Source organism: Streptomyces toyocaensis, assembly GCF_000725125.1.
GTDB lineage: Bacteria > Actinomycetota > Actinomycetes > Streptomycetales > Streptomycetaceae > Streptomyces > Streptomyces toyocaensis.
In genome coordinates, this window is sequence record NZ_JFCB01000001.1 from 852652 (window position 1) to 872626 (window position 19975).

Genomic DNA, 19975 nt, shown 5'->3' on the forward strand with positions numbered 1-19975 from the left:
CGTGAGGGGAGCGGCCATGCGTCGTGGTGGTCCTTCGGTCCTGGGAATCGTGCTCGCGGGCGGCGAGGGCAAGCGCCTGATGCCCCTCACCGCGGACCGCGCCAAACCGGCGGTCACCTTCGGCGGCACCTACCGCCTGGTCGACTTCGTCCTGTCCAACCTGGTCAACGGCGACATCCTGCGCATCTGCGTACTCACGCAGTACAAGTCGCACTCGCTGGACCGGCACGTCACCACCACCTGGCGCATGTCGAGCCTGCTCGGCAACTACGTCACCCCGGTCCCCGCCCAGCAGCGCCTCGGCCCGCGCTGGTACCTGGGCAGCGCCGACGCCATCCTGCAGTCGCTGAACCTGATCCACGACGAACAGCCCGAGTACGTGGCCGTCTTCGGCGCCGACCACGTGTACCGCATGGATCCGCGCCAGATGCTGGCCCAGCACATCGAGAGCGGCGCCGGGGTCACGGTGGCCGGCATCCGGGTGCCGCGCTCGGAGTCCTCCGCCTTCGGTGTGATCACGCCGGGTTCGGACGGGCAGACGGTGGAGGGCTTCCTGGAGAAGCCCACCGATCCGCCGGGCCTCGCCGACGACCCCGAGTGCGTGTTCGCCTCCATGGGCAACTACATCTTCACCACCAAGGCGCTCATCGAGGCCCTGCACCGGGACGCGGAGGACGAGAACTCGGTGCACGACATGGGCGGTTCGATCCTGCCCCAGCTCACCGACCGGGGCGAGGCCCACCTGTACGACTTCAGCTCCAACCACGTGCCCGGCGAGACCAGCCGGGACCAGGGCTACTGGCGGGACGTCGGCACCCTGGACGCGTACTACGACGCCCACATGGACCTGATCGCAGAGCGCCCCGCCTTCAACCTCTACAACCGGCAGTGGCCCATCTACACCCACTCCGGTCAGCTCTCCCCGGCCCGCTTCAACGCCGGCGGCATGGCGAGCGAGTCGATCATCAGCGCAGGCTGCCTGATCCGGGGCCAGGTCACGCGGTCGGTGCTGTCGCCGGGAGTGGTGATCGACCCGGGGGCCGTGGTGCAGGGCTCGGTGCTGCACGACAACGTGCACATCGGGCGGGGCGCGGTGGTGCGCGGGGCGGTGCTCGACAAGAACGTCGAGGTGCCGCCGGGCGCGACGATCGGCGTCAACCCCCAGCGTGACGCCGAGCTGTACACGGTGTCCAAGGGCGGCGTGATCGCGCTCGGCAAGGGGCAGCGGGTGCCCTAGGTGTATTGCCCAGAGAGGTTGGGGACGCGGCTGCCCGCCTCCGGAGGCGGGCGTGCGGCGAACCGTTCCTCCAGTGGGCCGCGCCCGTCCGGGTGGCATCCGCCGCCCGGTGGGCGGTGATCGTGCCACGTCGGCCCCCGTGTGACACCCCGGACCCGCCCCTGCGCCGTGCCGCTGAGTGGGGCAGCGACGTCACATGCTGTTAACTACGTGTAGCCAGATCGTACTTGACCGTAATCGGCCGGGAGCGATTGACTGCTGATCCTTTCCCGACGTCGACGCGAGGCCCCGACATGACCGCAGACCCGCTCGCTCCTCTCGATCTGGCCTTCTGGAACATCGAGTCGGCCGGTCACCCGATGCACCTCGCGGCGCTCGGTGTCTTCTCCGCCGGCTCACCCTCCGCCGCGGCCCACGCGGCGGACCTGCTGGCCGCCCGTGCCGCCGCCGTGCCCGGGCTGCGGATGCGCATCCGGGACACCTGGCAGGCCCCCGGACTGCGGCGGTCGCTGTCGGCGCTGCGCCGCCCGTGGCCGGCCCCCGGCGAGCCCCTCACCGCCGCGCTGCGGCAGCCGCTCGCCTCCGCCGTGCGCCTCTCGCGCGCCTTCGGCGGTGCCAGCCGGGAGCCCGACCCCGCCTTCGACCCGCTCGACCACGTCCGGCTCCACGCCGCCGCCGACGACTTCCACACCGCGGCCGGGCGGCTCATGGGCCGCCCCCTTGAGCGCACCCGGCCGCCCTGGGAGGCTCATGTGCTGCCGGGGGAGGACGGCGCCTCCTTCGCCGTCCTGTTCAAGTTCCACCACGCCCTCGCCGACGGACTGCGGGCCCTCGCCCTCGCCGCCGCGCTGATGGACCCGATGGACCTGCCCACCCCCCGGTCCCGCCCCGCCGAGTCCCCGCGCGGACTGCTCCCGGACGTGCGCGAGGTGCCGGGCCTGGTGCGGGACGCCCTGTCCGACGCGGGCCGGGCCCTGGACATCGGCGCCGCCGTCGCCCGCTCCACCCTCGACATGCGCTCCTCGCCGGCCCTGACCTGCGCGCCCAGCGGCACCCGCCGCACCGCCGGCGCGGTCGTGGACCTCGACGACGTGCACCGGATCCGCAAGAGCGCCGGCGGCACGGTCAACGACGTCACGATCGCGGTGGTGGCCGGCGCGCTGCGCCGCTGGCTCGACGAACGTGGCGACGGCAGCGAAGGGGTCGCCCCGCGCGCCCTCATCCCCGTCTCCCGGCGCAGGCCGCGCACCGCCCACCCCCAGGGCAACCGGCTCTCCGGGTACTTGACACGGCTTCCCGTCGACGAGCGGGACCCACTCGCCCGGCTCTCCCACGTGCGCACCGCCATGGACCGCAACAAGGACGCCGGGCCGCACCGGGGTGCGGGCGCCGTCGCCCTGCTCGCCGATCACGTACCGCCGCTCGGCCACCGGCTCGGCGGGCCGCTGCTGGGCCAGGCGGCCCGGCTCTGGTTCGACGTCCTGGTCACCAGCGTGCCCCTGCCCGGCTTCGGCCTGAGGCTCGGCGGCAACCCGCTCGGCGCCGTGTTCCCGCTCGCGCCCCTGGCCCCCGGCCACTCCCTCGCGGTCGCGGTGTCCACCTACCGCGGGCGCGTCCACTACGGGCTGGTCGCCGACGGCGCCGCCGTCCCGGACCTCGACCGCCTGGCCCACGCGCTGACCGAGGAGGTGACGACGCTGACCGCCGTCTGCGAGCACTGAGCGAGCGGGTTTGGTGCCGCGGCCGGGCGCTGAAGTAAAATCCGGCGTTCGACAGCGGACGCGAACGGAGCGCCGCGAGAAGCAGAGCGGGAAACGGCAGCGGCGATGACGGTGACACAGGACGGCCCCGAGGCCACGGACGCGGTGGCATACGGGCCCGGCATCGACCCCGAGCGGCTGGCCGTCTGCCTCGGCGTGCTCGAGGAACTCGACAAACTCGACGTCGACCACCCGGACGCGATCCTGGTCCGCCGGGCCACCTCGCACATCTACCGCACGGTCAAGCAGCGCCGCCGCCAGGAGCGCCGGGCCGCGAAGACCGCCCACGACAAGGCGGTCACCGAGGCCACCGCCACGGGTTCCGCCGAGCGCATCGACGACGAGACCGAAGGCATCCTGCCCTCCTCCCGCGTCGAGCCCGGGAAGATCGCGGGGATACTCCAGCGCCCGCGCTCCTGCTACACCTGCAAGGCCCGCTACGTCGAGGTCGACTACTTCTACCACCAGCTCTGCCCGTCGTGCGCCGCCGAGAACCGGGCCCGGCGCGACGCCCGCACCGACCTCACCGGCAAGCGGGCGCTGCTCACCGGCGGACGCGCCAAGATCGGCATGTACATCGCGCTGCGGCTGCTGCGTGACGGTGCCCACACCACCATCACCACACGCTTCCCGAAGGACGCCATCCGCCGCTTCAAGGCCATGGACGACTCCGGTGACTGGATGCACCGCCTCGAGGTCGTCGGCATCGACCTGCGCGACCCGGCCCAGGCCGTCGCGCTGGCCGACCGGGTCGCGGAGCAGGGCCCGCTCGACATCCTGATCAACAACGCCACCCAGACCGTGCGCCGCCTGCCGTCCGCGTACGCCGCGCTCGTCGAGGGCGAGAGCGCCCCGCTGCCGGCCGGTGAGCTGCCCGCCCACCACGTCATCGGTGCCTTCAACTCCGGCGCGGTCGACGGACTGACCGCGCTCCCCGTCGGGGTCAGCGGACTCGACGCGCAGAAGGTGGCCGACCTGGCGCTGGTCGCGGGCAACGCCAGCGTGGTGCGCCACCGGGACGGCACGGCGATCGACGCGGGCGGCCTGGTCCCCGACGTCGTCGACTCCAACACCTGGGTCCAGACCATCGAGCAGATCTCCCCCGTGGAGCTGCTGGAGACCCAGCTGTGCAACTACACGGCGCCGTTCATCCTGATCAGCGCGCTGCGCCCGGCGATGGCCGAGGCCGCGCGGCGGGCGTCCAACGGTCGCGCGTACGTCGTCAACGTCTCGGCGATGGAGGGCGTGTTCGACCGCGGCTACAAGGGCGCGGGGCACCCCAACACCAACGCGGCCAAGGCGGCGATGAACATGGTGACGCGGACCAGCGCGCAGGAGATGTTCGACACCGACCGCATCCTGATGACCTCGGTCGACACCGGCTGGATCACCGACGAGCGTCCCCACTTCGACAAGCTGCGCCTCGCCGAGGCCGGCTTCCACGCCCCGCTCGACCTGGTCGACGGCGCTGCCCGCGTCTACGACCCGATCGTGCGCGGCGAGGCCGGCGAGGACCTGTACGGCGTCTTCCTGAAGGACTACGCGCCCGGCCGGTGGTGACCCCGGCGCCCCGAGGGCGCCGTCAGCCGGCCGGCCCCCGGGCCCTGTTGCCCGTTCCCGAGCTGGCCGCGCGTGAACGGCTCGGCGTGGCGGGTCACCCTCCATGAGCTCCACCAGGCCGCCGAGGGACTGCGCAGCGAGGCGTACCCCGTGAGGCTCGATGTCCCGTGCGCCGTCGCCGCCGCCGGGGTTGAACGAGAGGCCGCCATGCTCGCGGTGCTCCGGACGCGGCCCGGTCCTTCGGGTGCGACCTCCCCGGCATGGCCGACGGCGCCCGCGCCTACTACGAAGAGCTCAAGGCCGAGGACGAGGAGGCCGAGGCGGCGCGCACCTGAGCCAGCCCGGGAGCGAGGACTGCGGCGGCCGCCTTCGCTCCCGGCAGGGCCGCCACGGAACACCACTGATGAAGCTGATCATCCCCGCCTTCGACCAGCACTACCGCGCATCCGCCACGGACCACAATTGGACCGACCCCGAAGAGATCCTCACCATCGGCGCCGACGAAGCCTTTGCCGGCATCGACAGCCGCCGGTACACCACGCACGGCCGGGTCACCGCACTCGACGTCGCCCGCGACGAGGTCACCGACAAGATAGGGAGCACGCGCACCAGGTCACCTGGTCACCAGGAGCCAGTGCCCACTACGACCGCCGCCGAGCAGTCGGCGACCGCCACGTCGCAGCACAGCGCAGCCTCTTCAACCGCTTCATTATCCGCGTGGGACGTCTCGTCAGCGGGGCGCCACACGGGCGCCCTGGGAAGCTCCGTCGACTGCGGGGCTACGGGCGCCAACGCCGTACTGTTGCGGACCCCTCCCAGTGCCCGCGAGGGTTACGGCTCGACGAAGCGTCGGACGCCGAACGGCAGGGCCGAGTAAGGGATTCCGGGAACGGCGACGACACCGCCGGCGTCGGCTTCCCTGCCGCGCGCCAGGCCGGCGGCCGTCCGGAACACCGTCGCCTACTCACCGGATCGTTCGCTCATGCGGTGCGGTCTCGTCCCCCGCGCGCTCGCTCACGGCTCCCCGGTTGAGCGGTTGCTGAATGCGTACGAGTATGGAGGGAGACAGCTCAGTGCGGACCGGAATCGCCCGTCACGGCTAGAAGTTGTCACATCAACGATCGTTCTCCTCCCCTGTGTGGAGGGCACCTCGGACCGGATCAGTCTCCGGAGAGCGACATGACCATCAAGAACATGCAGTTCACCTGCCCGAATTGCGGCGAGGAGTCGACGTACCCCGTGCAGACGGACGGCGAGGCGCCCGAGCAGTCGGGCCTGGCCTTCCATCAGGACCTGGGCAACCTGCGGAGCCTCGATATTCCGTACACGAACAGTCCGAACCGTGACGCGTACGGTCCGCTGGTCCCGCAGGGCATCGTCGTCCACTACACCCAGGGCAAGTACCAGGGAGCCATCGGCCACTTCCAGAATTCCGCGTCCAAGGTCTCGGCGCACTTCATCGTCGCCAGGGACGGCCGGCGCATCCAAATGGTCCCGCTGCCCGACCCCGACACCAACGGCCCACGGGACGGGCGGTACACGGCCTGGCACTGCAAGGGAGGAAACACCCGCTACATCGGCATCGAGCACGAGTACGGGTACACGGGCGCGACCGGCCCCCAGGACTGGACCACGGAGATGATGGAGTCCTCGGCGGAGCTGTCGGCGTACTTGTGCCACACGTACGCCATCCCGGTCGAGGTGCCGCTCGCCCCGGATGAGCGCGACTGGTTCACGGGCTTCGGCGGACACTACAACGTGCCCAACAACAGCCACACCGACCCGGGTCCGTATTTCCCGTGGGACTACTACATCGACCTCGTGCAGTGGTTCTACGGCCGTATGGCCGCAGACTCCCCGCCCGGCGCCGCGCCGGCGTCCGCCAAACCGATCCGGGAGGTACACGGGTCCGGGAAGCCCGCCTACCAGACGCTGTGACCGCCGAATGAGGTGACGTCCCATGCTGGGCTCCACGGTGACCGCGCTCGCCGCCTGTTCGGCCGCTCCCGGCCGCCTTGACCTGTTCGTCGGCGACGGTGACGGCGGCGTATGGCACAGGACGCGCACGGCGCTCCGAGGCCGCTGGGGCGCGTGGCACTCGCTCGGCCGGCCGTGGCCTTCGCCCGGAGCGCCGGAGCGCACCGGCTGGCTGACTGTCGTGCGTTCCGACCTCGGCCGGATCGAACTCCTCGCCCTGGACAGCGGTCGCGGGACGAAGCACAGGCTCTTCGCGGCGGCCCGTGACGGGGCCCTCGACACGCTCCTCGAAGAGGCCGATGCCGAGGCCGGGGACGCCGCCGGTGCCGAGGCGGGCGGCGGAGCCGGTGATGTCGTCGGCGATGTCCTCGGTGACGCGGCCGGCCACGGCTGGACCCCGTGGACGTCGCCCGACCCGCTCGCCGCGCGGCCCGCGGCGACCGACCCGCTCCCGACGCAAGAGCAGTGGACGCTCCTCCGCAGGCAGCTCTCCGAGGGCCGACGTTCCGACGTCGACCCTCGCCCTACCGCCTTCGCCACGACGGAACGTGACCTCTTCGCCGTCGCCGGTCACAGACTGTGGCACCGCATGTGGACGGAGAGCACCGCATGGGAGGACCTCGGCGGCGACCTCACCACCGACGACACGACCGCCCCCCACATCGCCGCCGCCCACGACGAGGCCGGGTCCACCCACGTGTTCGCAGTCTGGGCCGGTACGGCCCTGATGCACCGGCAGCTCGACCGCACCTGGTCCGATTGGCAGCTCGTCGACATCTGGGCCGACGTGCGGACCTACCAGGCGCTGCGCCCCGACGACCTCGTCGCACTGACCGTCCGCGGGAGCGGACTGCGCGAACGAGTCCGCGTCGACGGCGTGGTGGAGTTCGTCGCCGCCCGGTCCGACGCCCGGCTCATCGTGGAGTTCCCACCGCAGCACATCGCCGAGACCGTCTCCGAGACGGGCACGACCAGCCAAGCGCGGATCGCGGGACCCTCACGGCTGGCCTTCGCCATCGGCCAGGAGGCCGTACCGCTCACCGTCGACGGCGTACTGACCGCCATGCGCAAACTGCCCCTGGTCGCGACGCCCGAGACCGCGGGAGCGGAAGGCGCCCGCCTCGAACTGCCCTGGCGCCTGCTCCTGCAGCTGCCCGGCGGCGCCCACTGCACGCACCACACCCAACCCGCCGTCGGCCACGACGGCATCACCGAGCTGTGGCACAGCCGCGTCACACGCCCCGACGGGGCCGACGCGCTGCGGGTGAGGCCCGTCAAGGCCCTCCCGAACGAATCGGCCCTCGCCACCCCGCTCGGCCACCACGCGTCGAAGATCGCTGCCCTCGGGGTGCAGTCCGCCGACCCGCCCGTGACGGTCGACCGGCTTGTTCTCAGCGCGTTCGGTGCCTGGTTCGACGCCTCCGCCTCCTGGCCCACACTGGACTGGACCCACCGGACTGCGATGGGACGCGACTACTACGTCCGCGTGCTCACCCGCGGTGCGCTCTTCCCCTTCGGACACCGGGCCGCCTTCGTCGAGGTCACCGAGCGCCGGTTCGACCGGCAGGCTCCGGCCGTGGCGGCGCTCCGCACGACCCGCACGCTGATCGTCACCGAGCCGACGCGCCGGTACGGCATCGGCGACGGCGCGGGAAAGGCGTACGAGCGTGCTTTCCCCTTCCAGGAGGTGTCCGTCGAGCCCCGCCAGCTCACGGACCTGGACACGGCGGTGTGGCTGCCCTGCAAGGCGTTCTGGCCCCAGCAGTCGGGAGTCACCGTCGAGTTCACCGTACGCGCGCGGGCGGACCGGGAGGTCGTCGACTTTCGGCTGCCGTTGCTGTTCGTCGACGACGCGGTCCTCGGCACCTCCCACGCCGCCTCGCTCGACGCCGCGTACGCCGGCGGACCGCGCTCGGGTGTACAGCGCGACATCGGACACCCCACGCGAGAGGTCGGCCGCAGGATCGCACTCGCCATGAAGACCACGACCCAGCCCCTCGAAGGGGCGGTCCATGAAGTGCGGTCGATGTCCTTCGGCGGCGTCGGCGCCGCCCTCGCCGCGAACGGTGTCGGCTTCCACCCCCGCGTCACCCGCTTGGAGGTCGCGCTGCCGGCGGTTCGCCAGCTGATCGGATCGTCGCCGACGGTGCCGGCCGAGTTCTCGAAGGCGTTCCTGGCGGCCACGGACGCCCAGCGGCCCGAGGTCCTGCTCGCCCTCCTGGAGCCGAAGGTCATCGACTTCGCCGCGGCCGGGGCGCGTACGGGCATGGTCGCCGCGCCGAACATGGCCGTCACCGAGATCTCCCGGCTGGCCGGACCGATCGCCGGCGGCCCCTTCCCGCCCGAACCGAAGGACATGTTCGCCGAGGACGCCAGACTCTTCGGCGTCGTCTCGCTCCGCGACATCGTGTCCGTCATCACCTCCCGGCCTCAGATCACGTGGTCCGATGTGGCCGGCGCGCCGTCCGCGAAGCTGACGTGGAGGGAGAAGCTGACGACGGACGCGGACCCCTTCTACCCGAAGAGGCCCGATTCTCTGGTCTTCCTGGAGGTCGTCTCCCAGGTCGTCGACGGTCGGCCGCAGCTGCGCACGACCGGCGAGGTCACGGACTTCGCGCTGGAGATCCCCACCCGCGCCTCCGCCCTCGTCGTCCTCACCTTCAAGAAGGTCCGCTTCACCGGAAACTCCGGAGAGAACCCCTCCCTCACCTTCGAGCTCGCCGACGCACGGCTCGCCGGGAAACTGACGTTCGTCAAGACACTGGCCGACAAGATCCCGCAGGCGGGGCGCGGCGGGCCGCACGTCGAGATCTCGGCGGTCCGGATCCGGGCCACGTATACGATCGCCGTGCCCACCCTCGGCATGGGCGTCTTCACCGTGCAGAACCTGGCCATCCGCATCGGCCTCACCCTCTCCCTCGAACAGCGGCCCATCGAGATCGACTTCGCCTTCGCCACACGGGAACGGCCGTTCCTCGTCACCGTCAGCGGCTTCGGCGGCGGCGGCTACCTGGAGATCGGAGTGAGCGCCGGAAAGTCCGACGGGGGACTGCGGCGCTTGGTCGGCGGCATCGAGTTCGGCGCCAGCGTCGCCATGGACTTCGGCGTCGCGGCGGGCGAGGTCCACGTCTTCGGCGGTGTCGTCTTCGTCAAGCAGGGCGGCACGGTCGACATCACGGGCTATCTGCGGATCGGGGGCAGTGTCTCCGTCCTGGGCTTGATCCGGGTCTCCGTGGAGCTGACGCTCAGCCTCACCTACGACGTGGAGCGCAACGAGCTGCACGGTTCCGCCCGGCTCGTGATCACCGTCGACCTCACCTTCTGGTCCACTTCCGTCACCCTCGAATGCCACAAGAGCTTCAAGGGCCCCAGCCTCGTCGCCGGCCCCCGGGACGCCCTGACGGCGTCCGCGGAGGCCCGGCAGGCCTCCGCGGGCGCGGCGCCGTCGACTTCCGCCGTCGAGGCCGCGCTCGGTCCCCAGGGCTCCTCGTTCCCGTGGCAGACGTACTGCAGGGCCTTCGCGAAGGAGTGAGCCATGGCAACCACCGGCCTGCGGCGACAGTTCGTCTGGACCACGGTCCCGGCCGGGCGGGTCGCCCTCGTCCCGGGACACTCCACCCCGATGGCCTTGCTGTCCGTCCTCCTCACCCCCCGGCTGATCGGCCCCCCGGAAGAGCGGAAGCTGTCGGACTTCGGCATGCAGACCTGGCCCGAACGGCTCGCCGCCCTCCGGTTCGACGTCTACCGGGGGACGCAGCCCGTCACCGCCCACCAGGTCCCTCACCTCACCATCGAGCAGAAAGAGGTCCGCTTCACCACCGCCCGCCAACTCTCCGCCTGGAAGGCCCTGTTCACCGGTGCCTCGCCGGTGGTCCCGTACCGGACGACCTCCTACGCCGAACGGGACGTCCGAGAGTTCCCGGCCGCAGAGGCCGCCGCCGAGGTCCGCCAGGCGTACACGGCCACGGCCCGCGTCCACCTCGACCACGACGGCGAGGCCCCCGAGACCGACCCCGAGCTGCGGGCGGCGCTGAGCCGGGTGAGCGCGATGTGGCAGTCGCGGCTCGCACCCCTGGACGGCACGGCGGAGCAGGACCCGTCCGCACCCCGGTCGGCGCTCACTGAGGCGTACGCCTTCTACCGGCGCGACCACGATGCGTTCACGGCGCTTCCGCCGCCCACCGCCGTACCCGTGCACGAGTTCCACGAGACCGTCGCCCGCCTCGCCGACCACCCGCTGCTCCTCCGCGCGCTCGGACTGCTGATCGACCTGGCCGTGGAACCGGCCTCGCTGACCGCGGCCGGCGGAGCGAAGGAGCTGCGCGTCGTCCCGCACTGGCCGAACCCCGACGGCTCCGCACCGTCCGGGTGGTCCCACGCCACCCAGGACGACCTGTCCCCGAAGACCGCCTACCTCCTGGAGGGGAAGCGCTTCGTCGCCGCGTCACTGCCGGGAGGGGCGGCGACCGAACTCAAGCGCGGCATGCTGCCCCTGGCCGGAACCGGCGTGGCGTCCTCCGGCGGGGACGCCGGAGCCCGGTACGAGGTGATGCCCTTCGACGTCGACGGCGCCGCCCTGCGCCTGGTCGGCGTCGCCGAATCCGACCGCGCCCGCGCGGCCTCGCAGAACGGGGCCGGCGTCGGCGCGCTGCCCGCCCTGCGGTCGATGGGCTTCGCCCTCGTCGAGCGGGACCGCGTACAGGAGCACCGCAGGCAGCTCGAGCGGGCCGCCCAGCGAGCCACGGCCGCAGGCCTCACCTCCCAGCCGGTGACGGCGGACGCGCTGCTCGGCGGCTACCGCGTGGACGTCTTCGACGTGGCGAGGAAGCAGTGGTACCCCCTGTGCCGCAGGCGCGTCCGTTACAAGATCGGCGACGTGACGATCGGACAGGACGCCACCGGCGGCGGCCCCGCCAGCCTCCTCGAGGAAGGATTTCTGCGCCCGGAAGCGGCGACGACCGGAGCAGGCGACCAGGACGCCCTGTACCTCCACCAGATCGTCATGCGCTTCGACGGCTGGAGCCCGGTCGTGGAGCGACCCGAGCGGATCGTCGACACGGGGGACACGATGTCGGCGGCGGCGGACCCGCCCCCCTTCGACGCGGTCGTCGAAACCGACCCGGGATCGCTGCCCCGCCTGCGCTTCGGCCGCGACTACCGCCTCCGCGTACGGATCGCCGACCTCGCCGGGGGCGGACTGCGCCCCGACGAGACCGGGCTCGAAGAGGAACGGACGAACGTCTTCCGGTACCACCGCTTCGAGCCTCTGCCGCCCCCGGAACTCGTCCCCACCCGCGAACTGGCCGACGGCGAGACCCTGGACCTGATGGTCATCCGCAGCGACCGCGACACGACGGTGGAGGCGTACGCGGCCGCCCACGGCCACCGTGCCTTCGACCTCCGCCACCTCCTCGCCCCCCCGTGCTCCCTCGAACTGGCCCTCCAGCACGAACGCACCTTCGACGCCGCCCTCGGCCCCGACGTACCCACCGCGAAGGTGAAGGAACTCTTCGAGGTCGCCAAACGAGCCGACCGGGACGTCTCCGACATCGCCGGCGCGGTCGTCGTGGGAACGGAGACCGGCTCCACCGTCCCCGCCCCGTACGTCTTCCTCCCCGAGACCGGCGTCACCCTGCCGTGGCTCCCGGACCCGGCCACCACGCACCTCGCCCTGAACCCGCGCCGCAGGCCCATCGACCCCGACTCCGGAAAGTACGGAACAGTCGTGGGTGACAAAAGGACCGGCCTGTGGCAGGGCACCTGGCCGGCGTACGCGCCGATCTCGCTCCGCCTCGTCGGCGGCCCCGGCGGCTGCACCCTGACCCGCTCCCCGGACCAGCGCACGTTCACCGTCGCGCTCGGCCCCGCCGAAGAGGTCACGTTCGACATCCCCTCCTGCCCCGGCACCCGCAGCGTCCAGCTGTTCGGCATCGTCACCTGGCTGGGCATCGACGCCACCGACCCCACCGCGTTCAAGCCCATCACCGAGGGCCGCAACCGCCTCGTCACACCGCCGCGCACCGTCAGGCTCGTCCACGCCGTGCAGCGGCCCCTGGCGATCCCCTCCGGCCTGCTCGCCGCCCGCCGGACCACCGGAGAGACCAGCGCCGTCCTGCGCACCGACGACCTGCGCCTCCACATCGCCAGCACCGGCCGCCTCGACCTGCGCGCCGAGTGGACCGACCACGAGGACATCCCGCCCCAGAAGCCCGCCGAGCGCCGGCGGACCGCCATCCTCGGCTCGTACGACGTCCAGCGCGCCCCTCAGCACGAGGCGTTCCCCACGATCCGCCAGGAGTTCGGCGACACCCGCCGCCGGCACGTCACGTACCGCGCCACCGCCGTTTCCCGCTTCCAGGACTGCTTCCCCCGCGCCACCGCCGGCGACCCCCAGGCCTGCCTGAGCGAGGGCGTCCTGGAGGTCACGGACGTGCCGAGCTCCGCCCGACCGCCCGCGCCCAAGGTCCTCCACACCGTGCCGACGTTTCGCTGGACCCGTTCGCACGACGGCCAGAAGTCACTCACCCGGTGGCGGTACGGAGGCGGCCTGCGCGTCCTGCTCGAACGGCCCTGGTACGTGTCTGGGGACGGCGAACGCCTCGCCGTCCTCACCTGGCCCAGCCCCTCCGCCCCCGCCGACGTGCTGCGGTACGTCAGCGTCGCGGGCCGCGACCCGATCTGGACCACCGGCGCCCCGCCCCCCGTCCTCAGCCAGAGCGACGTCGTCGCCCCGCGCGGCGACCGGGCGGAGCTGCCGGAACTGGAACGCGCGCTCGACGTGATCGCGTACCCCGTCCGCTTCGACGAGACGGCCGACCGCTGGTACGCCGACATCGACCTCTCCCCGCTCGTCACCGCCTCCTATTTCCCCTTCGTCCGGCTGGCCCTGGCCCGCTACCAGGACCACACCGTCGACGGCGTGCCCACCCTGTCCCCCTCGGTGCCGACGGAGCCCGTCCAGCTCCCGCCCCATCGCCGCCTCCTCGTCACCCGCACGACGGGACGGGCCACCGTGCTCGTCGACGGACTCGGCCCTTCCGGCCCCCGGTCGAACCTCGTGCGCACCGAACTCCAGGTCAAGTCCGACCCAGCCGCGGACAGCGGCGCGGGCTGGAGCACCGTCTTCCGGACCACCGGCTCCCTCGGTCAGGGCCGCGACCTCGACCTCCCCGCCACCGGGGACCGCCCCCAGCGCATCGTCGTCCAGGAGTACGAGACGCATCCGCCCGCCACGAACGAGACGGGCTCCGCCGTGGAAGGTCCGGGGCGGCTGGTCTACGCCGACATCGTCCCCCTTGGAGTGTGGTGACCATGGCCGACCCCGTCTTCCAGATGTATCCCGAGGAGGAGCCGCTGCGACTCGCCGTGGGATCGCCACCCAGCACCCCGGTGGCCTTCGTGGTGGGTGCCCAGCTGACGAGCGTGTTCCTTCGCCTCATCAAGGCGGGGACGAAGTGCGCGCCTCCCGGGGAATCGGCCGTGGTCATCGAACTGCGCGCGGGAGAGGGCGATTTCGTTCCGGTGCCACGCGAACCGGACACCGTCACGATCAATGACACCTCCCTGACGCCGGTCGCCACGGCATCCTGGCTCCCTGAGCCCCGGGGCGTGATCCTGATCAGAGTGGATATCACCAAACCATCCGACATGCCCTGGGAGATGCGGATCACGAACAAGGCGCCGGTGGAACTCCTCTTCGTCTGGGTCGTCTCGGACCTCGACGAGGACACCCGTCAACCCCGGATTCTGATGGAGCGGTCCCACAGCCGAGTAGCCCTCCCGGGAGCCTCCGACGACATCGTGGTGAACGTGGCCAACGTCGGTACGGGGGACCTGACCATCGACACCCCGGCAGGCACCGACCTGGGCGACGGCTTCGTCCTCGACGAGGTGACACCGACCGTCCCGGTCAACGGCTGCGGCCACCTCACCATCCACGTTCCTCCCGTCGGGGGCATCCCCTTCGACGCCGGACACTCCACCGACTTCACCCTGGAGGCCAACACGCGCGACGAAGAGCAGCGGACGCTCCACCTCAGCGTCTCCGAGAAGTTCGGCAAGGAGAAGGAGAAGGAGAAGGAGGGCAAGGAGAAGGAGGGCAAGGATGTGAAGGACAAAGAGCAGAAGGACACGCCGCACGAGCTGATGATGGTCGGGGACCTCTTCCCCACACCCCTCTCACCCGTCGTCGCCTGGGCCGGTGCCGCCTCCCCGCACGTGCACTTCATCCCCCGGGAACTGCGTCCCGACCTGTCGACGAGCGCCCTCGTCCACGAGGACCCGGCGCCGTAGCGCGGCGGCGGTCGTCATGTGGCTGGTGCTGTGCGACGCGGAGGACCGGGCGGCCCACTGGGCCGCGGCGGGACTGCGCGAACGGGGGCTCGACCCGCTGGAGGTCGTCGACGCCGGGACGCTGACCCGCACCGAACGGTCCGCGCACCGGATCGAGGAGGAACGAGGCCAGGGGCGGGACCGAACCGCACCGGACCCGTCCAGCGGCGCTGCCGTCGAGGGCGATCGGGCCGACTTCGAGCTCACCCTGCCCGACGGGCGCGGCCTCGCGAGCGACGACGTCCACGGCGTGGTCAACCGGCTCACCTTCGCCCCCCTTCACCATCTCCGCTTCGCCTCCTATGCCGATACCGTCTACGCCATGGCGGAATGGGACGCGCTCGTCCTCAGCTGGCTCCAGTGCCTCGCCCCCGTGACGGTCAACCGCCCCAGCCCCCTCGGCCTTTCCGGCACCCTGCGCTCTCCCGCCGAGTGGACGCTGCTCGCCGCCGCCGCGGGTCTGGCGGTGTCGCCGCTGAGACTCACCGACACCCCGGACGATCCGCCCACGGACCGGCCGCCGTCCACCCGTACCCTGGTCGTCCTCGGCGACGAGGTCTACCGCGTCCACGGCGGCGACGCGCTCGGCGACCTCTCCCCGGCCTGCATCCGCCTCGCCCGCAGCGCGGGAGCTGACCTCCTGGGCATCCATCTGGAGCCCGACGCGCACGCCCGGCACGGCGCGCGATTCGCGGGGGCCACGCTCCTGCCCGACCTGCGGATCGCGGGCGCCCCGGTGCTCGACGGCCTCTACGCGTACCTGGCCCGGCTACCCGCGAGGTCACGGTGATCGTCGTCTGCGGCATTGCCAGCGAGCGGCCGATCGCCCTCGTCACCGACGCCCTGCGACGCCGAGGCCTGCCGTACGCCGTGCTGCACCAGCGACGCTTCGCGGACAGCCCGATCGACATCCGTGTGGACGGCACGGACGTGAGCGGGCACCTGCGCTGCAACGGCCGGACCGTCAGCTGTTCCGACGTCACCGGCATCTACACCCGGCTCATGGACTGGCGGCTGCTTCCCGGGACGCGCGGCGCGGACGGGGAGACGCTGCGGCACTGCCAGGCCTGGCACCAGGCCCTCGCCACCTGGATCGAGATCGCCCCGGGACGCGTGATGAACCGCGCCTCCGCGACGGCGACCAACCGCTCCAAGCCCTACCAGGCCCAGTTGATCCGCCGTGCCGGGTTCCGCGTCCCCGAGACCCTCGTCACCGACGACCCGGACCGCGCCCTCGCCTTCCGAGACCGGCACGGGCGGGTCGTCTACAAGTCGATCAGCTCGGTGCGCTCGATCGTGCGGCTGCTCGACGACGAGGCCACCGCCCGGCTCCCGCGGATCCGCTCGTGCCCAGTCCAGTTCCAGCGCTACGTCACCGGCGTGAACATCCGCGTGCACGTCGTCGCGGGCGAGGTCGTCGCCACCCGCATTGCTACCGACCAGGTGGACTACCGCTACGCCGGCCGGTTCGGCGGCCGCGCCGACCTCACGCCGTGGACCCCGCCCCGCGAACTGGCGCTCCGCTGCGCCGACCTCGCCACCGGGCTCGGCCTCGCCCTCGCCGGCATCGACCTCGTCCTCACGGACGACGGCGAGTTCTACTGCTTAGAGGTCAACCCCAGCCCCGCGTACAGCTTCTACGAGGACCACACGGCCCAGCCGATCTCCGACGCGATTGCCCGGGCCCTGCTCGGACGATGACGATGACGAACGGCGGGGGTGGTCGGCAACGCCATGTGCCGACCGGGAACCACGGTCCCGCGCCCCCTGACATCGGACGTGACCCGCCCCGCGAACCATGTCCGATCCCGCGCTCACCTACTACGCGGACGGAACGCAGCGTGCGTGGCGCTCCGCCAACAGCTCCAGCAGGTCCATCAGCTCCTCGACGGTGCGCAGTTCCATGCGCGGGTCGTCCCGGGAGACAGCCGTTGCGGTGCGGCAGCTGACCATGGCGAGCTTGCGGGCGGGTCAACGGGACCTGAACTGCGCCGCGGCCATGCGACCTCCTCGCATGCGTCGATGCCCGAGTAGTCCGAATGAGTGAGGGAAGATGCCGCCTGAGTGGCGAAATAGCGTCATATGGAGGTGTATGGAGTGCAGCCTGTCGCGTGATTGTTACCGACAGTTTGGAGCCCCATCGAGCGGGGGGTCGCTCATTTGGTTACTCTGATGCGGACGGACAGCAGTCAGGGTCCTACCCGCACCCACGGTCCGTCTGGGACCAGCCGGTTCACCACGGCCTGCTCTCCCCCGAATCACCGGCGCCACCGCGTCCGAACGGCTTTCGACTCAGACCCGAGCGGACGTCAGGCGCCAGGCGCAGGGCCGACGCAGTACGTCCCGAGGGTGACCGACACATAAGGAGTGCGCGGTGACACCGGAGAAGACGACATGCGAACAGCGCCCCGAGGAACGCACGGAGCGTCCCGGACGCCGGCCCGGGGAAATCGGCTTCCTCGACGTGTGGGCCCGTTCGGCCCCGATCCGTCTGGCGGGCTACGAGGACGACCTGGCCGAGCCGCACATCCTGCCCGGCGTCGACTGACGCCGGCCGCGTCCGGCCGGCCCGTGTGTGTGCGGGTCCCGCGACCGTGCTGATCAGGAAAGCGACCGCCGACGACTGGCCGCGCGTCTGGCCGTTCTGGCACCGCATCGTCGCCGCCGGCGAGACCTACGCCTGGGACCCTGGCACCTCCGAGGAGGCGGCCCGGGCTCTGTGGATGAGTCCGGCGAAACAGGTGTACGTCGCCGAGGACGACACGGGCGCCGTAGTCGCCTCGGCCTACGTCACCCCCAACTACGGCGGCCCCGCCGCCCGGATCGCCAACGCCGGTTTCATGGTCGACCCCGACCGGGCCGGCCGGGGCGTCGGACGCCTGCTCGCCGAGCACGTCCTGTCCGAGGCGCGGGACGCCGGCTACCGGGGCATGGTGTTCAACGCGGTCGTCGAGACCAACCCGGCGGTCCGGCTGTGGACGTCACTCGGCTTCACGATCCTCGGGACGGTGCCCCATGCGTTCGACCACCCGCGGCACGGTCCGGTCGGGCTGCACATCATGTACCGGGCACTGTGACGGATCCGTCCGGTCTCAGGGCAGGGCGTACGGCCGGGTCATGATCTCCATGCTGTGGCCGTCCGGGTCGTCGAAGTAGGCGCCGCGTCCGCCGAAGAGGTCGTTGACCCGGCCGGGCTGCCTGTGGCCGGGGTCCGCGTAGTAGGTGACCCCGGCGGCCTCCAGGCGCGCGATCATGGTGTCGAACCGCTCCTCCCGCACCAGGAACGCGTAGTGCTGGGCCTGGATCGGCTCGTCCCGCTTCTCGTAGTAGTCAAGGGTCACACCGTTGCCCAGGTCCACCGGGAGGAAGGGGCCGAACGGCGCCCCGACCTCCAGTCCGAGTATGCCGGCGAGGAACCCGGCGGAGGTGTGGCGGTCGCTGGCGTAGACGGCGGTGTGGTTCAGCTCGATGTGCTGTGCTTCGGACATGGCTGGACGCGCCCCGCACCGGCCTCACATCGAGGCCGGGAACGCCTTACGTGTATGGCCTACGGCCGACCCGGCAGTCACCCGGCCGACCCTGGGCCCCCCGGTCCGCTCACGGCAAGATCCGCGGAGAACCGGTCCTAGGGGTGCGCGCGCCCGCCGTGCCGTGCCGTCGACTCGTTCTCCTGCGCCAGCCGGCGCAGGGCCATCAGCGCCGGTTCCAGCAGGAAGGTCAGGAGCACCGCCCGCTCGGCCTTCTCCAGCGGGTCCGTGATCGACTCGATCCGGTCCAGGTCGTAGCGGGCCGTCCGCTCCGCCAGTTCGGCGTAGGGGAGGAGTGCCTGCCAGTCGTAGGCGACGTCCAGGGAGCGCAGGGTCCGAAGTGTCCGGTCGATGATCTGCCGTGCGGGGTTGTGCTCGGAGACCGACCAGCCCATCGCCTCGACCAGGGCGGCGGCCTCGGGGTTCGTCCCGTCGGTGCCGTCGTCCTCGGCCGCGCCCGGGTCGCCGGAGCCGGACGGCCGGATACCGAAAGCGATCCCCAGCACCTCGTGCGGGTCGGTCCGGTGCTCGGTCATGGCCTCCAGGACCTGCTTGGCCGACGCCACGGACAGACCGCGCACGCCGACCAGCGCGCGGATCAGCCGCAGCCTCCTGAGATGGGTCTCGTCGTACTCGGCCTGAGTCGCCGCGGTGGCCCGGCCGGGCGGCAGCAGTCCCTCCCGCAGGTAGTACTTGATCGTCGCGTTCGGCACCCCGCTGCGACGGCTGAGTTCCGAGATTCTCACATGCTTCTCCGCTCTCCCTCTGGCAATTGGGTAGCGGCACTGTCTAATCTGGATAGCGTCACTCACCAACTGTGGAGGCGAGACTATCGTGCCTGTTCTTCCCTGGGTCACGCCGAATCCGGCACGCCCCGGCACCCGTGCCTTCGTCATGGCCTCCCGTTTCGAGGTGCGGTCACTGAAGGACGTCCCCCGGTTCTTCCTGAAGTCGCTCTCCGCCTGGGCCCAGGTGCGCAGGGCACCCGGAGCGCTGGGCGCCTCCCTGGAGGCCAAGCCCTTCGGCAGGGTCTTCCACACCCTGTCCGCGTGGGAGAGCCGGGAGGCGCTGTACGCCTACGCCCGCACCGAACCGCACAAGAGCGTCATGACCGGCCTGCGGGAGACGATGCGCGACTCGACGTTCACCTTCTGGGAGGTGCCGGTCGAACGGCTGCCGGTCGACTGGGAGGACGCCAAGCGCCGCATCGAGGCCCAGGCGCGGACACGGGCCGGTGACCCGGACGGCCGCGGCGGCGCACCGGACGGCCGCGGCGCGGCGCGCTGACCCGCGCGCCCACCGTGGCCGACGCGGGCCTCGTGTACGACCTCGTCGTGTCGCCGCGTCAACTGCCCGCCCGCCCGCGCGACCGCGGCCGGGGTGCAGGGCGGGCTCACCTTCGTCCTGGACCACCAGGGCACGCCGCCCGCCGCCTCCGGCGCCCTCGAACCCTCGGCGTGGGGCCTCCGCGCCTGGCCGTCCTGCCCGACACCCTGCACAAGCTCCCGGGACCGGTCACCGAGGCCGACCCGGCGTGCTGGACCGTCGACGCCCCGAGGCCGGACGCCGGAGCCGCGCCGGAC

Annotated in this window: 15 protein-coding genes and 1 pseudogene; 13 read left to right on the plus strand and 3 right to left on the minus strand. The window is 71.8% G+C overall.

The features are described from left to right. Positions 1 to 16: 16 nt before the first annotated feature. The 10 genes and pseudogenes from glgC to BU52_RS03685 all read left to right on the plus strand — a co-directional run bounded on the left by glgC (position 17) and on the right by BU52_RS03685 (position 16566). Complete coding sequence (glgC, locus tag BU52_RS03640; RefSeq protein WP_037927564.1) at positions 17 to 1237, plus strand: glucose-1-phosphate adenylyltransferase; 1221 nt, start codon at positions 17 to 19, stop codon at positions 1235 to 1237. Between the two features lie 293 nt (positions 1238 to 1530). Beyond that, the gene (locus BU52_RS03645; protein WP_037927567.1) at positions 1531 to 2958 is read left to right on the plus strand and encodes a wax ester/triacylglycerol synthase family O-acyltransferase; all 1428 of its coding nucleotides are present in this window, start codon (positions 1531 to 1533) and stop codon (positions 2956 to 2958) included. Positions 2959 to 3063: 105 nt separating this feature from the next. Further along, positions 3064 to 4557 (plus strand): SDR family NAD(P)-dependent oxidoreductase, encoded by a 1494-nt coding sequence (locus tag BU52_RS03650; protein ID WP_037927570.1) that lies wholly within the window; start codon positions 3064 to 3066, stop codon positions 4555 to 4557. Between the two features lie 403 nt (positions 4558 to 4960). Beyond that, positions 4961 to 5149: pseudogene (locus BU52_RS37255) on the plus strand (DUF7715 family protein); the annotation flags it as partial. A gap of 587 nt (positions 5150 to 5736) precedes the next feature. After that, positions 5737 to 6495: an N-acetylmuramoyl-L-alanine amidase gene (locus BU52_RS03660; RefSeq protein ID WP_037927575.1), complete on the plus strand. Its 759-nt coding sequence runs from the start codon at positions 5737 to 5739 to the stop codon at positions 6493 to 6495. A gap of 22 nt (positions 6496 to 6517) precedes the next feature. Continuing rightward, on the plus strand, positions 6518 to 10066 hold the full coding sequence (locus tag BU52_RS03665; RefSeq protein WP_037927578.1) for a hypothetical protein: 3549 nt from the start codon (positions 6518 to 6520) through the stop codon (positions 10064 to 10066). Between the two features lie 3 nt (positions 10067 to 10069). Then, positions 10070 to 13843 (plus strand): hypothetical protein, encoded by a 3774-nt coding sequence (locus BU52_RS03670; protein WP_037927582.1) that lies wholly within the window; start codon positions 10070 to 10072, stop codon positions 13841 to 13843. Between the two features lie 2 nt (positions 13844 to 13845). Next, entirely contained in the window at positions 13846 to 14826 is a 981-nt protein-coding gene (locus tag BU52_RS03675) for a hypothetical protein (RefSeq protein WP_037927584.1), read from the plus strand. A 16-nt stretch (positions 14827 to 14842) separates the two neighbouring features. Further along, positions 14843 to 15655: a hypothetical protein gene (locus BU52_RS03680; RefSeq protein ID WP_037927587.1), complete on the plus strand. Its 813-nt coding sequence runs from the start codon at positions 14843 to 14845 to the stop codon at positions 15653 to 15655. After that, a complete protein-coding gene (locus BU52_RS03685) occupies positions 15652 to 16566 on the plus strand; it encodes an ATP-grasp domain-containing protein (RefSeq protein ID WP_037927589.1) in 915 nt (304 codons plus the stop codon). Before BU52_RS03680 ends, BU52_RS03685 begins: the two co-directional genes overlap by 4 nt. A 120-nt stretch (positions 16567 to 16686) precedes the next feature. Here the strand turns inward: BU52_RS03685 and BU52_RS36760 are convergent, their stop codons facing one another. Next, positions 16687 to 16818, minus strand: coding sequence for a hypothetical protein (locus BU52_RS36760; RefSeq protein WP_268747593.1), 132 nt, complete (start codon positions 16816 to 16818; stop codon positions 16687 to 16689). Positions 16819 to 17239: 421 nt separating this feature from the next. On the opposite strand from BU52_RS36760, the gene BU52_RS34580 reads away from it, so the two are divergent. Continuing rightward, complete coding sequence (locus BU52_RS34580) at positions 17240 to 17413, plus strand: hypothetical protein (RefSeq protein ID WP_107061065.1); 174 nt, start codon at positions 17240 to 17242, stop codon at positions 17411 to 17413. Positions 17414 to 17459: 46 nt separating this feature from the next. Beyond that, a complete protein-coding gene (locus BU52_RS03690; protein WP_037928011.1) occupies positions 17460 to 17942 on the plus strand; it encodes a GNAT family N-acetyltransferase in 483 nt (160 codons plus the stop codon). 15 nt (positions 17943 to 17957) lie between these two features. Here the strand turns inward: BU52_RS03690 and BU52_RS03695 are convergent, their stop codons facing one another. Both BU52_RS03695 and BU52_RS03700 read right to left on the minus strand, forming a co-directional pair. Further along, the gene (locus BU52_RS03695) at positions 17958 to 18353 is read right to left on the minus strand and encodes a VOC family protein (RefSeq protein ID WP_037927592.1); all 396 of its coding nucleotides are present in this window, start codon (positions 18351 to 18353) and stop codon (positions 17958 to 17960) included. A gap of 137 nt (positions 18354 to 18490) precedes the next feature. Then, complete coding sequence (locus BU52_RS03700) at positions 18491 to 19138, minus strand: MerR family transcriptional regulator (protein WP_037927598.1); 648 nt, start codon at positions 19136 to 19138, stop codon at positions 18491 to 18493. A gap of 88 nt (positions 19139 to 19226) precedes the next feature. On the opposite strand from BU52_RS03700, the gene BU52_RS03705 reads away from it, so the two are divergent. After that, complete coding sequence (locus BU52_RS03705; protein ID WP_037927600.1) at positions 19227 to 19679, plus strand: DUF3291 domain-containing protein; 453 nt, start codon at positions 19227 to 19229, stop codon at positions 19677 to 19679. Positions 19680 to 19975 lie beyond the last annotated feature (296 nt).